The organism is Sporosarcina sp. resist (assembly GCF_014302295.1).
Taxonomy (GTDB): domain Bacteria; phylum Bacillota; class Bacilli; order Bacillales_A; family Planococcaceae; genus Sporosarcina; species Sporosarcina psychrophila.
In genome coordinates this window covers 338,861-354,373 of sequence record NZ_CP060287.1, presented here as the reverse complement: position 1 = coordinate 354,373, position 15,513 = coordinate 338,861, and the positions used below count along the sequence as shown (strand labels likewise).

The following is a 15,513-nucleotide window of genomic DNA, read 5'->3' as shown; positions in this document are numbered from 1 at the left end:
CGGGTATAAAAAAGAGAGTCCCCTCGATAAACCGAAGTACTCTCACGATAAATAGGTTACTTATTTAGGCCAGTAATCGAAATGCTAAACTCTTCCACACACTCATACGGATAGGCTGTCGTTCTTGTTGGCCCCTCGTCTGATCCAAATACGTCTGTAAATCACCTTCAAAAACAGGCTCCAAACAAGGCAATTGTGAAAAATGATGTGGCTGCACTAAACTTGGTGAAATATTAAACATTTGTAAGCCGCCTTCATTTACGACCATCGCCACAAATTGTGAACAGAAAAATGCATGCTTGCGTTGAATTCCCTTATTCAGAGCCACGCCAAATAAACCAATGAAATTATATTTATAAAGTTCTTTATTCTGTTCAATTAAGCGGATTTTATCAAGCATGCGTGTGTATTCTTCAATTGTCACTTCACAACTATAAACCTCACATGTTGCTTGCCGGAATATGCCCTCTGTAGCACTTTCTTTCACAAACCCACCTACGAAAGGATTATGCCGCTGCTTTCGACCGAAACTGTACATCTCGTTCAGCTGTTCATCAAACGCGATTGACGTATGATTTAAATCCTTCCGCGTATACATCCCAATCGCTTTTGACAGCAACGTCCCCGTATCCGTAAGCACGATATATATTGTTTTTTTCATGACTATCAACCCCTTGCGATCTCTTACTGTTACATCCATTATGTACGTTCCGATAGGTTAACTAAACCGGCTGTGGATGGAAACTGTCTAAGACCCGGGACCTAGATAGTAACGGGTATTTAAGACAGTTGATAAAGTTAATCTTCAATCAGAGGGGGGTTATCATCCCCCTCTGATTGTTAGTTTAACCATTCGGGCTTTTACGGGCAGTTGATCCCCCACTTATTCTTCTCGTGTCCTTGATGACTTGAAGTGGGGATCTTACTGCCCGTTAATGCGGGATAAACTAAATTTCTTTATACTTACTATACGTTTCATAAGGGGCTGGGGTTTCATTTTCCCGAGAAGGTTCGGATACCGAATCAAAAAAAACAGAGCGAACGAATTTGTTCGCTCTGCGAATTAGTACAGCCATAATAGACACCCATTTGTTCGGGTGCCCCCATTTTAAAGTCCTTGTTCTACTATACGTCTCTCGTGAGCCATTATACATGACTTTAACACAGACCTACAGAGATGCAAAGTTATATCCTAGACTCTCTGTCTTATTTTCCCTTTTCGACATAAACCGCCATCGCATCCCTCATAAACAGTGCAAGGCCATCTCCAAACTGGTCGATATTCTTCGTAAATCTTTCATCCGCAACATACATTTCACCAAGTCCTTTAAAGGCCTCAAGCGAGTACGTTCCAAAATTAGTATTCAGCATATTGAACCAATCGCCGATTGCTTCTTGCGCTTCGTCCGAAGACGGTGAAGTATTGCGGAGCTCCGCAAGATTAAAGTATATGCGATTCATTTCCTCTTGAATTTCCGGTCCGAACTGTGCAACCTTCTTTTTAGATGCATCTACCGCTTTATCGCCCCAACGCGCTTTCGCCTCTTGTTCATATGGGTTCTTGCTGAAATCGAACCCTTTAAATTTCTCTTCGTTTGTCATTACTAATTCCCCTTTTCCATGTTGAATTGTCTTCTCAATCGTTTTGATCATACTATCAAGCTGCTTGCGCTTTTCATGGAGCATTTTACGCTGCATTTCAAAAGCTTCCTGCCGACTAAATGCAGGACTCGTAAGCAGTTCTTTGATTTTTTTCAAAGAGAAGCCAAGTTCACGAAAGAACAGAATTTGCTGCAACGTCGCCAAATTATCGTCCGAATAAAGCCGGTACCCTGCTTCTGTCGTACAATCCGGCGTTAACAAACCGATGTCATCATAATGATGGAGTGTGCGCACACTAACACCGGTCAACTGCGATACTTCTTTCACTTTCATCGCTACCCGCCTCCCTTCAAAACTAACTATAAAGTATGACGTAACGTGAGAGTCAACACCTAAAAGAGATTTAATTCATCCTTTGAGCCATAGGAAAAACACCATTGTATACGCCAGCTTTTCATCGGATGAAATATGTGCCCCGAACTGGATATGCTCATGATGGGCATTACTTTGAAAGATCGGTCTCATTGCATACGGAAAAATACCAAAACGGTATCTGGCCGTCAAACGCCCCTCATCATCTTTCACGTCGAGATCGCCCGCTATTGACTTCGCTTCAAGTTCTCGCCAGACCGAACCATCTGCATGATACAAAACGCCTTGATTTTTGAGTTTTGCTTTCCAATGTTGCTGCACGTAAGCGGCCATGACTGTACCATCCGGTTCCTTTAATGTAAGTTCGTCACGCTTTATATTACTTCGGATTGTGATTGTCGCTAGCAGTTGTCCGTTTGTATCTAAGATGTCGTAGTGCACCGGAATGATAAACCCCTTCTCAAATAGCTCGAAAAATGTTAGCCATCTCGATAACCGCCCTTTGGATGGTTCAATGACAAACAGTGGATTGCCATCTGAATCGACGTTATACATTTTGAACAAAAAAGAAGGAATTCGTTTGAGAATCAATTCATCTAAATTCTCCAAGTTCAATGTGCTCACTGATATGTCGATTGTTTCATTGACTAATTTCTCATGTACGCTTTTGAATCGAAATCCCGTCCCGATCGAGCATAACGCAAATATGCCGTTTATAACTAGCACATCTCCATTTTCCATGAAACTTGTATAACCAATGAAGTAAAATAAAATACAAAAAATCGCCAACCCTATCCCGATAACAAATCCGGAAATCCATGTCTTTCTATAGATTTCTATCAAATTTCCCCCTCACCTTCCCCTCCCGTCATGTTGATGGTTTAGACTACCAATTGTCAACTACTATCCAAATGTTCTAACAATAAAAAAGAGATCCACGGACTGAACCGTAATCTCTTCATTACACACAATTCGTTACCTTTTTTTCTATCACTCAATCGGTAGCCAAACCTCAATGTCATACCCGTTCGAACCTTCAGGATGAACATATCGTTCAAAACTAAAACAATTTCGCAGTTGAATACCATCCGTTTTCATAAGTGCATTAAACGCGGTTGGTATCGCGTGGACTCCACCTTCTACCTTTGCAACGACGAACTTGCCAGCTGGGACCACAGCTTCTTCTGTATTCTGCAATCCTTTGGCAAGATTCGATTTGACGCCGGCGATGTAGTGAATTTCCCCATCTTTCATCGCTAAGCAAAGTCCAAATGATTCTTCTGCAACGATTCCTTTCTCGGCAAGTTCCATATTCAGCACATCCCATTTACCCGGAATTTCTGACAGCGGTCCTTTCAATCCATACCCTTTAACATTGAACTCCTCAACTTCAATGACGCGTGTTTCCATGTGAATCTCCTCCTTTATTCAACTATACAATGATAATTCAATCAGAGGAATTTTTGCTGTCCATAAAAAAGATGAACTCAATTGAGTCCATCTTTTTATCCTTATTCAATAATTACATCTGTCTCTATCTTATTTGCTTTATTTTTCTTAGCTTTCACAAAGAACATCACCGCCAAAATAGCAGTTAACACAATCCCAACTATAAACGATAATTTTAAATCTAAATTAAATCCGATCTTTTGATTTAAGATATAAACGAATACCATATAGGTGATAAACAACGCGGGTACTAACGACACAAAGTAGTTCTTCCCTTTAATAAATAGATACATGGTCGCTATCCATAATGCGATAGCGGCAGTCGCTTGGTTTGCCCAAGAGAAGTATCTCCATAACAGGTTGAAGTCAATTTGTGTTAATAAAGCAGATACAACAAACAAAGGAACAGCAATCATTAAACGTTTCACTAATTTTTTCTGATCAATCTTCAAGTAATCAGCAATAATAGATCGTGCGGCACGGAACGCTGTATCCCCTGACGTAATGGGTAGTACAACAGCGCCTAATACAGCAATCGTTCCACCAACAGCTCCTAATAATGTCATGGATACTTCATTGACAACAGAGGAAGGCGTACCTGTTTTGATGAATTCGCTTAATGTTTGCCCATCCAACATACTCATCGCTGCAGCTGCCCAGATCATCGCAATAACAGCTTCAGTAATCATCATGCCATAAAATACATAACGTCCCTGTGATTCTTTTTGCACTGTTCGAGAAATAATTGGTGATTGTGTCGCATGAAATCCAGATAAAGCACCACAAGTAATAGTGAAGAAAAGAATTGGGAAAATCGGTACATTATCTGGATGCAAATTGGCTAATGTCAATTCCGGAATCGTATAATCCGAGAATAGCAAAGCGCCTCCGACCCCAACTGTTCCGATCAACAGAACAGCACCAAAATACGGGTATAGTCTACCAATTATTTTATCAATCGGAAGAATTGTAGATAAGAAATAATAAATAAAAATGACAGTTATCAAAATCCATATAGCTACTTTACCATTTAATAATAAACTTAATAACGATGCTGGAGTCGTGACAAATACAGTTCCAACTAATAGAAGGAGTAACAAAGCGAAAACGTTTACAATATGTTTAGAAACGTTACCCAAGAATTTTCCTGCCAATTCCGGAATATGTGCCCCTTTATTCCGAATTGAAATCATGCCCGTTAAATAGTCATGCACTGCCCCAGCAAAAATCGCTCCAAAAACAATCCACAAGAACGCAACTGGTCCAAATAAAGCACCCATAATAGGTCCAAAAATCGGGCCTGTTCCTGCTATATTCAGGAGTTGGATTAACGCATTTTTATGTTTATTCATCGGCACATAGTCAATGCCATCTGCATTTGCATAAGCAGGTGTCTTTCGAGCATCAGCAGGATCAAAAATCTTTTCAATGAATTTTCCGTACGTAAAGTATCCGACGACTAACAGTACAATTGCGCTAAAAAATGTAATCATTTATACACCCCTATTCACTTTTGTTAAATCTACCGTGCCACACTACCTACTCTTCATTCCCCTTTTCAGAATGTAATCCCATATATTCAGTCTATGGCAATTTTTCTGAAATAGAAGCTTTTCAGCGTAACATGCTAGTTTGGCAGAATAACAGGCAAACAAGGAGGCTCAACAGGTATATAATGAATTAACAAGTTAAACCACTTCAGACTTTCACGCGGTGATTATAGCTAACAAGAATTAGAATCAGTTGAAAATCATAATTCCAACCTTTCCCGCAAATTCTTCACATAATTTCTACTGACGGAAAGTTTCTCATCCAGACCTTCCAGTTCAAGCCGATAAGCACCGTTAAACCAGGGCGTCAATCGGCTGACTTATATCAAATTAACGAGGTAGCCTTTATGAATCCTAAAAAATGAAAACGGTACCAATCGACTTTCAAGTTCTTTTAATGTTGTCCGTATTTCATAGTTATCCGTTCGAGTAATGATTTTGGTCACTTTTTCATCCCGATACATATACAAAATATCTTGTGGAAGAATATAATCAATCTCGCCACCTGCTTCTACTGCCAATTTTCCAAGTTTTTCTGCGGTATCAGGTGGTAGAGATGGATACACTATTTTTTCAATCCGATGAATCGTTTGCTTCAACTGCTCTTCATCATACGGTTTTAATAAATAATCAATGGCATTAATTCGAAACGCTTCCGCTGCAAATTGGGGATAAGCGGTTGCAAAAATGATAAGCGGGACTTTTTTTAATTCTACCAGTACTTTAGCTACCTCAACCCCATTCATTTTGGGCATCTCCACATCCAAAAAAACGACGTCTGGCATTAACTGCACTGTTTTTAATATGGCAGCCTCTCCACTTTCTGCCTCCCCCACCACTTGCACATCGGGAAATTTGCTGAGTAAATATGTTAATTCTTCACGGGCATATCGTTCATCATCTACGACTAAGGTACGGATTGTTCGCATCACACGCCTACCTCCAATTTGGGAATACGAAACGAAATTGTTGTCCCCTCATTTCGTTCACTCTTGATTGATAATGCGGCTTGGTCACCAAACGTCATCATTAAGCGGCGATTGACATTGAATAGCCCCACTCCAGTTCCAGTTTCAGACTCAATCTGGGCCGAGCCCAAAATCGCAATCCGTTCAGGAGTGATTCCTTTCCCATTGTCTTCCACTCTGATTTCGATTTCTGTACCTACATTATGCACGGTCATTTTGATGATACTGTTTTTCTCCATATCATTAATGCCATGGTGAATGGCATTCTCAACAATTGGCTGCAATGTGAAAGGGGGAATCTTTTCAGCCAATAGATTGTCATCGACATCATACAAAATCGTCAGTCTATCTACAAATCTTGCTTCTATAACTTCCAAATATGATTTTACATGCGATAGTTCTTGCTCTAGGGATATTTGAGTTGCCGTTGTACCTGTCACGTTTTGCCGTAAAAAGTAAGACAAAGACGTCAGTAACTTTCGCGCCTGATCGGGATCTGTGCGAATCAAGGATATAATCATATTTAGAGAATTAAATAAAAAGTGAGGACTAATCTGAGCCTGCAATGCCTTGATTTCCGCTTCTTTTGCCAACTGATACGCACGATCTGTTTCCGCGATTTCTAATTGGTTACTTAATAGTGAACTCAGTCCAGCAATCAGTTCGATGCTGACATCCGTAATCACTTTTTCAGTTGGATAATACAGTTTTAGTGTCCCAATCGTTTCTCCACGCCTTATGAGGGGCGCAATTACTGCTGCTCCTAATCGACAGCCCGGATAATCACAGTGGATGGTACCATCATTGACAACAACCAACTCGCCATGATGAATGACATCTCTTGTTTCATCCGTACGAATCGGGCTGCCTATCTTGTGATGATCACTCGCTATTCCAACATGGGCAAGGATATCCGTTTTATTAGTCATGGCGACCGCACTGGGTTGTAATTCGCGGAATAAAATCGTGCAGACAGCTTGCGCCGTGTCAGTGTTCATGCCAGTTCTCAAGTAGCCGAGTGTCTGGTTCGCAATGCGCAGCGTTTTCTGCGCCTGCATTGCCGTCACTTTCTCCTGTTCACTGATGACATTATGGACGATCAACAGAAAAAGGGCCGTACCGACACCATTGGCCAGAATCATCGGCACGCCGATTACCTCAACCAAAGTGAATGCTTTCTCAAACGGTTTGGAAATCAACAGAATCATGCTCATCTGCATGGCTTCCGCAAGTGCACCAATGCCAAAAACAGTAAGCGGTTTAAGTGCTTTCCCCTTCCGATAAAAAGCACCAGCCACCACGCCTGCAACGATTGTTGACAGACCGCAAGAGATTGCAGTAAACCCACCCAATGTCATGCGATGAATACCGGCAATCAGTCCAGCCCCAATCCCCACACGATAGCCACCTAACAAACCCGCAACAACAACGCCAATAACACGCGAGTTCGCAATTGCCTCATCCGAAGTCAATACCGTTGCAACACTATTAAAATGCAGTGTATTCATATTAAGCGCAACCCCAAAATACGTACCCACAATACCGAAAAAACCAAAAAACAAAATCGCCGTAAGCTCCTGCTTGCGATTCAATTTGTCATGATGAACCAAATCTTTAAAAAACTGAAAACGAGTTAAAATGAAGGCAACTGCTACAATCATACCCACTCTTTCCAACATTATGACAAGCAAGTCTAACAGCGAAATCCCCCCAATTTAAAAAGAACATTCCCTAAATTATACTTTAAACTCACTTGTATACATATCTTTATTTTCAGTTTTTAGTAAAGCAGGGAGTGAGTTTATGATTAGCAAAAGCAACACCGTTCCCTGTAAATAACCGAGGATAATTTCACAAACCTTGTCCACAACTACCAATGTCATCTATCCACTTCCTCACTGTCAATACTGGTTATTTATGGTATACTTTCATAAACAAAGCCATTATGGAGGATGATTAAATGACGACTATGCAAACAATGTCGATCCATCGCGCTTTATCAGAATTAAAAACCTTAAACGAGCGCATTGCGAAAGCTATTAATGAAGCAGATCATGTGGCAACAGACCGCAAATCTGCTCAAAAAATTAAAGGCCTTTCCATCGAAGACTACGAAAAAACAATCCAATCAGGTTTTGATAAAGTCGTTTCATTAATCGAACGACGCATCCACATTAAAGATGCAATTGTACAATCGAACGCAATGACAGAAGTAATCGTCGCTGGTGAAACTATGACTGTTGCCAAAGCAATCGAGCGTAAAACCTCTATTGAAAATGAAGAAAAGTTACTGACCTCCATGATTGAAGCCCGGAGAATAGCCATCAACAAGCTCACAAAAGAAAATGAGTCCCTTCCAAAACGCTTAGAAGAGTACTTAACGGCTATTTTAGGTAGCAAAGAAAACGCAAAAAAAGAAGAAGTTGAGCTACATACAAAGGCATTCATGGAACGAAATGAATATATTTTAATCGATCCACTCAAAATCAGTACACGAATCGAAGCATTAGATGAAAGAATTACAAACTTCAAAGCAGAAGTAGACGCAGTGCTTTCTGAATCGAATGCACTTACAACAGTTAACGTATAACTAGCCTTGCATGAGTATTCGAAAACGATATCCACAAGACCCTTCTTTTGTTGGTATTTCTTTGGGAAACAGTAAAACCAACACCCAACTTACAACTTAATCTACAAGTAATGATGATAAAAGCTCAAGGCTTAAATCTCAAAGCTGTAAAACTTACGCATTAAAGTTCTTTACTGTTTAAAGGTCAACGTTCAGCACTCAAACCTCTTTTAAATCTTGGACAAACAGTTACGGGATTCTTGTGTTCGCCCATCGTTGTCTGCCAAGCTGAATATATTGTGCAAATTAAAATCGGTTAGAGAAATGATTATTTCTCTAACCGATTTTTTCTTCGTATTATGAATCTACCCGCGTTTCTCAAAATCCGCTGAATTAAGTAGGCGTCCCTCTACATCAATCTCTTTAATAATTTTCGCCGGGTTCCCACCTACAATCACATTATCCGGTACATCTTTTGTCACAATCGCTCCTGATGCGATCACTACATTATTTCCGATGGTTATTCCAGGGTTAATAACAGCTCTCCCGCCAATCCACACATTATCACCAATTGTGACTGGCTTGCCATACTCTACACCCGAAATTCGTTCCAATGGATTTACTGGATGTGTAGCTGTGTAAATATGTACACCGGGAGCAATCATACAATTATCACCAATCCTAATTTCACATACATCCAAAAACACGCTATCAAAATTAGCGTAGAAGTTATCACCGACATGAATATTAGATCCATAATCACAACGCAAGCTAGGCTCAATATTAAGTTCCTTACCAGTTGAACCAAATAGCTCTTTTAATAATTTAGTCCGTTCCCTATGTTCATTTTCCATCGTCCCATTAAATAACCTCGTTAAACGACGAGCGTTTTCCCGTTCTTTTGTTAATTCAAGATCCGAGGGACAATACAATTCGCCAGCTAGCATTTTTTCTTTCTCTGTTTTCATTGTGATTCTCCTCCTCTATTACGAATGAACCCTAACCTTCATCACTTTCGTAACCTTTCCAGCCGCATCACTCACGGTGATATTTGTAACACCTGGTTCCAAAGCTTCCAAAGAAATCGTTGAATCATTCTGCTCTGTGATTCCCACTACATGCGACTGTTCAACTTCCCATGTATAGCCCTCATCATAATCATAACCATTCGGCTTCACCTGCGCATGAATGGTTGTTGTTTCTCCAACTTTTAATGTGGCATATTCTTCGCTAACTACAATACCCGTCATTTCATCCGCCTGTGAACGTTCTCGCCATGTCGAATGCGACTCAAAGAAGTCCAATAGCACGACATCCACGCTGCCACCCTTTGTATACAATTCAATGGCATTATTCGTCGGCTTTGTATAAATCAATTTAGTAAACGCGAATTCACCTTCATTAATAAATAACTCAATGGAAGATTCATCTACAAGACCTCTTATTTTAATCTGTTTTCGCTCCATTGGATAATCTGTTTCGTGACGGTTACCAAACTGATACATATTTCCGTTCCGATCCGTCAATTGTTCCAGTCCTGCATTTGAACGATCCAAGAAGATTTTATTCGTTGCTGTATCGACGCCAAATACGGCTTCTTCCTCTTCGGATTGGCGAAGGCGAATACCGAACTCCTCTACATCATCCCATTCCACGATCATTTCAAATTCAAATGTTGTACTCGCAAATGCATCAATCGGATGATCGCCCTCTAACCGGAATGCCTCCACATGATGAGCATTTGCCCGCAAGCTTTCTATTTCCTTAATAGGTCCTTGGAAAAGCCGAATACTACCACCTTCGATTGTCCGAAGTGATAACTCACGCGGAATCGACATGGAGCCCATCCATGGATCTGTTGGAGATTGGTATGGATAGCGCCAATTCGCCATCCAGCCTAGCCAAATTCTTCTGCCATCCTCATCGGGGATATCAGAAAATGACTGTGCCGCATAAAAGTCTTGTCCGAAATCAGTCGTTAGCACTGTTTCTGGGGAATTGTCATTAACAAACTTCGTTCCATCAAACTCTCCGATGAAATATTGAGCTGTTGAACCATTCGTTACATCATTATCTCCAACACTCACATGCAGAACCCACCTCTGATTCCCCAGATCTCCATTGATTGGTAGCTGGAATAAATCCGGACACTCCCATACAGCAACATGTGAGCCTTCATCATCTCCAAATTGACTTTGAAACGTCCAATCAATCAAGTTATCAGAGTTGTAAAACGCAACACTCTGATTCGTAGAAATCACCATGACCCACTTATTTGTATCCTCATGCCAAAATACTTTTGGATCGCGGAAGTCTTTGATACCGGGATTTTCAATGATTGGGTTGCCTTCATAGCGCTCCCATGTTCTCCCTTTATCTTTACTATACGCCATCCCCTGCGCTTCGCCGCCCTCGGTACTCGTATAAAAGGCAACTAAACCAGAATTCCCATCAAATAATCCACTGGAATCATTCCAGTCTACAACTGTACTCCCCGATAAGGCTTGTCCAAGAAAATCATGCTCCAAAGCGACAGGAAAGTGTTCCCAATGGAGCATATCTGTACTAATGGCATGCGCCCAGTTACCATTCTTTTGATGAAATAAATGATATTCTCCTTCAAAATAAATAAGTCCATTTGGATCCGCTAAATTCCCTGATGGCGTTGAAAAATGATATTGTGGCCGATACATTTCCGTATAATAATCAGCATTCGCTGCCTGCTTCTTACGAAGACCCACTGCCTTCAAATCTTTATCCCCCTTTACATCTGGTTCAACTTCACTGCATCCGACTAGAAAAACCAACATCCCCATCATCGTAACAATTAGTCTTTTCATTTTCAAAATATCTTCACTCCCCCTAATTTAAGCGCTTTTAAGCAAAATTTAAGACCAAACCAATTGCAATAAAACAATCGATTTGATCTCTTATTTTGATTCTAGATAGGTTAAAATAAAGAATGTCATTGAATTCACTGCGGTGCTAGGGGGTGCCTCTCGTCAAAGCAAGTTCAAAGGGTCCCTATTGCAACTCACCCTTAGCCAAATAAAACGCACCTTTAATCGCCGAAAACCCTTCAATGCCAGGTGTTACAATATAATTAGCCATCTGGTCCTCCAGCTGCGGGAAAACCAAATAATGATTATTCATCGCCTGCAAATGTTTGTAAATAACGGGCAACAATTGTCTTTGCCTCATGACCCCACCACCTAGAATAATTCTTTCGGGTGATAGCGTTAGAATATACGTCATTAACGCTTGAGCGATATAATAGCCTTCGATTTCCCACACTTCCGGTCGACCTTCAAGCAACATAGCTTTCTGGTTCCATCTTTTTTCAATCGCTGGTCCAGAAGCTAGTCCCTCCAAACAATCTAGGTGGAATAGACAACCGCCCTCGAAATGATCATCTGGATGTCTTCTGACCGTGACATGCCCCATCTCAGGATGACTAATTCCATGCAGCATTTTGCCATTATTCACCGCGCCCACGCCGATTCCAGTCCCAATCGTGATATAGATACAGCTATCAACATCCTGAGCAGCTCCAAACTCCGCCTCTCCCAATGCTGCAATATTGACATCCGTATCGAACACTATCGGGACATCCAAGTACTCTTTTAACGAAGACAGGATATTAAAATGCTGCCATTGTACTTTAGGCGTCGTTGTAATACAACCATAACTTGCAGAGTTCGGGTTAATATCAGCCGGACCGAATAAGCCCACTCCTAATGCTTGAATCTCAAATTGTTGAAAGAATTCCTGAACTTTCTCCATAGTCATAGTAGGGGTTGTTGTTGGAATTTCAATCAGCTCAATTACATTAAAATCCATATCCCCCACAGCACAGACAAACTTTGTTCCACCCGCTTCAATTGCACCTAGCAAGATACATTCTCCTCTCCATACTTATAATGAGTGAGATACTGAAATATAGCTATTTGTTAATTGGATAGCTCCACCTGATGCGAATAGGGCAATCTCTTCACAGACCTTATCTGGATAAATCAGGCTCGTTACAGCATAAGCACCCTCATTCAAGAATATTTCAATAGAAGAAGAATCTACAATAATACGCAATTTCATCTGATTTGTAACTTGCAGGTTCAACTCTTGGCGATTCGAAAAGTTTTCCGAGAATGTAATCTCTCCCGAATTCTTTCTATCCAACGTGACATAATTCGTCTCTGCATCTATCGTTAGCAACGTTTTTTGGCTTTCCGTATGGGACAACTCGACACCGAATTGCTTCGCATCATGATTATCAATCGTTAAAACAATCTCCACACTCGACTTATCCACCGCAAACGTTTTTGTCTCTTCGCCGTTGATTAGCACATCGTCAATTTCAACAACTTTCGTAAAGTATGAATCTAGTTCCTTGACGGGATTTTGAACGACCAGTAGCTGATCTCCAACATGTTGTAACGCTAACGTTCTCGGCAACGTCATCTGGCTTCTCCAACCCTCAGTCGGTACTTCGTTGGCATAGCGCCAATTACTCATCCAGCCCAGATATATTCTTCGACCATCCTCAGTAGGAATATCTGAAAAACTAACACCAGCATAATTGTCTTTTCCAAAATCTAGCCATTGAATCTCTTGATGGTCAGCTGTAAAAGTAGAGCCATCAAAAGAACCTACAAAGTATTGCGTTCTTGAGCCACTATCAAATTGAGGGTTGTCCCCAATACTGACCAATAACACCCACTTCTTCTCTTCACTATTATCCACGACTAATTCAAATAGATCAGGACATTCCCAAACACCATCATGGGAGCCAATATTATCCCCAAACTCACTTTCAAATTGCCAGTCTATTAAATTCGGTGACGAGTAAAAAGTCACCGTTTGTCCTGTTGCTAACGTCATCAGCCACTTTGCCGTTTTAGTATGCCAAAACACTTTCGGGTCCCTAAAATCTACTTTTGTCGGGTGCCCGAGTACAGGATTCCCTTCGTACTTCGTCCATGTTCGGCCTTGGTCATGACTATAGGCAAGACTTTGCGTTTGAATAGCCGTCGTTCCATCAGCCTTATCCAAATGATGCGTAAAAATCGCTACAATTCCTGGCTCATCCGGGAAAAGACCCGTTGTATTATGCCAGTCTACTACAGCACTTCCTGAAAAAATGGTCCCTAGTTCATCTGGATAGAGGGCGATCGGCAATTCCTGCCATTCAATCATATCCCGACTGACAGCATGGCCCCAATGCATGGGACCCCATATGCTATCATTTGGATTATGCTGAAAGAATAAATGATATTCACCTTTAAAATAAACCATTCCGTTCGGATCATTCATCCAATTTTTCTGTGGTGCAAAGTGCAAGGTTGGTCTATACTTCTCAAGATTATAAGTCGGCAATTACTATTTCCTCCTCTGTTAGTTTGAATTTCGGTCATAGCCATCTTGTTTAATTTGTAGCCAAGTAGGGAAATTCAATCGATCTAGCTCCGCCAAATACTCGCCCCACTCTTCTTCTGCCTTTCCATTTTTAATCCACTCCGCTCGTTTTCTGTGGACATAAGCGAATAAATCTGCTTCGATTGTCGATAGCTCTTTTAACTCATCAAGAGAGAAAAATACTTTCGGATAAATATTGTCGGCATTCATATGCGGTGACATGACTTCCTTCATTAAATCCAATCTTTCTATTGCGTCATCTGGCTTTGTCGTAACAGTGCCATAGTATTCATCAAGAATAGCCAATGGTCCGCCAATATTTGTTTTTTGTCTTAGCTCAACGGGGGCAGTTCCTTCCAGTGCAAGATGTTTTAGCTTATTGGTATTCTCGTCAAACTCAAAGATATTTTGTTGCTCTGTATCTCCATAAGTTCCCCAGTTATTTTGCACAGATTGCACAGGATCATAAAGTTGGTCAATCCATTTAGCTGTTAACTCTAAGTTTTCATTGGCACTTGTGATAACCATTTTCCCTCTGTCAAAGCCCATGCCATTTGTGCGCGCAACATGGATATTACCTTCAGCATCAGCAAGCGGAGGCATCAGTTCATAGTGATCGTTGTCGCCACTAATGTTCGCTTTATCCCACGTGAAATATAAACCATATTTCTCGTCTTTTCCTTTTGCCACATACGTATTGAAGTCTTGTTCAAAAGCTTCTTCATCAATGAGGTTATTTTTATACAGGTCCGCAAAGTACATCATGGCATCACGGTAACCTTCGTCTGCTGCTGTAAAGATTACTTCACCGTCGTTGGAAACGACCGTGTGATCCCAATTATCCCCCAAGCCAAATGGATTGAACAAAAATGCAAGATCCTCCCCACCTTTGTTAATGATGAAAGAAAGCGGGATTTCATCGGCTTGTCCATTGCCGTTTGGATCGTCATCTTTGAAGGCTAGCAACACTTCTTTTAACTCTTCTACATTGGTTGGCATGTCCAATCCTAAGTTGTTTAGCCAATCCACGTTAATCCATGGAAACGTGTCAATGGAGTGAATGTTTTCTTTACCTGCTCCTAATTCCTCAATCCAAGGGAATGCGTAGATATGGCCATCTGTTGCCGTAATCATAGACCTGTATTCCGGTTTTGCTTCTAATACCTTTTGCAAATTCGGCATATACTGGTCGATGAGATCTTCCACGGGAATAATCGTGCCATCCTTCCCTAATTTTTGAAGATCATAGTCACTGTAAGCGGCGTCTAGAATAGCATCTGGCAAATCACCACTCGCAACCGTCAAGTTTCTCTTTTCAATAAATGAATCAGTCGTATAGTTTTTCCATTCAATATTGACACCCGACTTTTCTGCTAATCGTTTGTAAATTAGCTTTTCATTCGGGTCTGTCGGTGCTAAAGGTGAGCTTTGTGTCATGAATTTTAAGCTCACTGCTTCTTCCAATGGAAATGTGATATCTTTTAGCTCATAAGCTTCAGATGACGTGCCACTATCTTTGCTACATCCCGCAAATAATAATCCCGTCACGAGTAAAGCTGATAGTGCCTTGTTGCTCTTTTTCATACTAAAA

Annotated in this window: 13 protein-coding genes and 1 pseudogene; 1 reads left to right on the top strand and 13 read right to left on the bottom strand. The window is 40.9% G+C overall.

Annotated elements, in window-relative coordinates; translation table 11 throughout:
- Nucleotides 1-64 precede the first annotated feature (64 nt).
- The 8 genes and pseudogenes from H7992_RS01745 to H7992_RS01710 all read right to left on the bottom strand — a co-directional run bounded on the left by H7992_RS01745 (nucleotide 65) and on the right by H7992_RS01710 (nucleotide 7,824).
- Nucleotides 65-661: a hypothetical protein gene (locus tag H7992_RS01745; RefSeq protein WP_255428558.1), complete on the bottom strand. Its 597-nt coding sequence runs from the start codon at nucleotides 659-661 to the stop codon at nucleotides 65-67.
- A gap of 545 nt (nucleotides 662-1,206) precedes the next feature.
- Nucleotides 1,207-1,935 (bottom strand): MerR family transcriptional regulator, encoded by a 729-nt coding sequence (locus tag H7992_RS01740; protein WP_067204940.1) that lies wholly within the window; start codon nucleotides 1,933-1,935, stop codon nucleotides 1,207-1,209.
- Between the two features lie 75 nt (nucleotides 1,936-2,010).
- Entirely contained in the window at nucleotides 2,011-2,817 is an 807-nt protein-coding gene (locus H7992_RS01735; protein ID WP_187046487.1) for a hypothetical protein, read from the bottom strand.
- A 147-nt stretch (nucleotides 2,818-2,964) separates the two neighbouring features.
- A complete protein-coding gene (locus H7992_RS01730) occupies nucleotides 2,965-3,384 on the bottom strand; it encodes a GyrI-like domain-containing protein (protein WP_187046486.1) in 420 nt (139 codons plus the stop codon).
- Between the two features lie 101 nt (nucleotides 3,385-3,485).
- The gene (locus H7992_RS01725) at nucleotides 3,486-4,916 is read right to left on the bottom strand and encodes a carbon starvation CstA family protein (RefSeq protein ID WP_187046485.1); all 1,431 of its coding nucleotides are present in this window, start codon (nucleotides 4,914-4,916) and stop codon (nucleotides 3,486-3,488) included.
- Between the two features lie 257 nt (nucleotides 4,917-5,173).
- Nucleotides 5,174-5,902: pseudogene (locus H7992_RS01720) on the bottom strand (LytR/AlgR family response regulator transcription factor).
- Nucleotides 5,902-7,602, bottom strand: a complete 1,701-nt coding sequence (locus H7992_RS01715) for a LytS/YhcK type 5TM receptor domain-containing protein (protein ID WP_370569945.1) — start codon at nucleotides 7,600-7,602, stop codon at nucleotides 5,902-5,904. The pseudogene H7992_RS01720 and the gene H7992_RS01715 overlap by 1 nt, the downstream one beginning before the upstream one ends.
- 75 nt (nucleotides 7,603-7,677) lie before the next feature.
- Complete coding sequence (locus H7992_RS01710; RefSeq protein WP_187046484.1) at nucleotides 7,678-7,824, bottom strand: hypothetical protein; 147 nt, start codon at nucleotides 7,822-7,824, stop codon at nucleotides 7,678-7,680.
- 77 nt (nucleotides 7,825-7,901) lie between these two features.
- On the opposite strand from H7992_RS01710, the gene H7992_RS01705 reads away from it, so the two are divergent.
- Complete coding sequence (locus H7992_RS01705; protein ID WP_187046483.1) at nucleotides 7,902-8,531, top strand: hypothetical protein; 630 nt, start codon at nucleotides 7,902-7,904, stop codon at nucleotides 8,529-8,531.
- Between the two features lie 344 nt (nucleotides 8,532-8,875).
- Here H7992_RS01705 and H7992_RS01700 read toward each other — a convergent pair whose 3' ends face one another.
- The 5 genes from H7992_RS01700 to H7992_RS01680 all read right to left on the bottom strand — a co-directional run bounded on the left by H7992_RS01700 (nucleotide 8,876) and on the right by H7992_RS01680 (nucleotide 15,506).
- Nucleotides 8,876-9,478, bottom strand: a complete 603-nt coding sequence (locus H7992_RS01700; protein ID WP_187046482.1) for a maltose acetyltransferase domain-containing protein — start codon at nucleotides 9,476-9,478, stop codon at nucleotides 8,876-8,878.
- An 18-nt stretch (nucleotides 9,479-9,496) separates the two neighbouring features.
- Nucleotides 9,497-11,350 (bottom strand): GH32 C-terminal domain-containing protein, encoded by a 1,854-nt coding sequence (locus H7992_RS01695; RefSeq protein ID WP_187047756.1) that lies wholly within the window; start codon nucleotides 11,348-11,350, stop codon nucleotides 9,497-9,499.
- Nucleotides 11,351-11,534: 184 nt separating this feature from the next.
- A complete protein-coding gene (locus H7992_RS01690; protein WP_187047755.1) occupies nucleotides 11,535-12,407 on the bottom strand; it encodes an ROK family protein in 873 nt (290 codons plus the stop codon).
- Nucleotides 12,408-12,425: 18 nt separating this feature from the next.
- Nucleotides 12,426-13,883, bottom strand: coding sequence for a glycoside hydrolase family 32 protein (locus tag H7992_RS01685; RefSeq protein WP_187046481.1), 1,458 nt, complete (start codon nucleotides 13,881-13,883; stop codon nucleotides 12,426-12,428).
- An 18-nt stretch (nucleotides 13,884-13,901) separates the two neighbouring features.
- Nucleotides 13,902-15,506 carry a type 2 periplasmic-binding domain-containing protein gene (locus tag H7992_RS01680; protein WP_187046480.1) on the bottom strand — a complete coding sequence of 535 codons (1,605 nt, stop codon included), beginning with the start codon at nucleotides 15,504-15,506 and terminating at the stop codon, nucleotides 13,902-13,904.
- Nucleotides 15,507-15,513 lie beyond the last annotated feature (7 nt).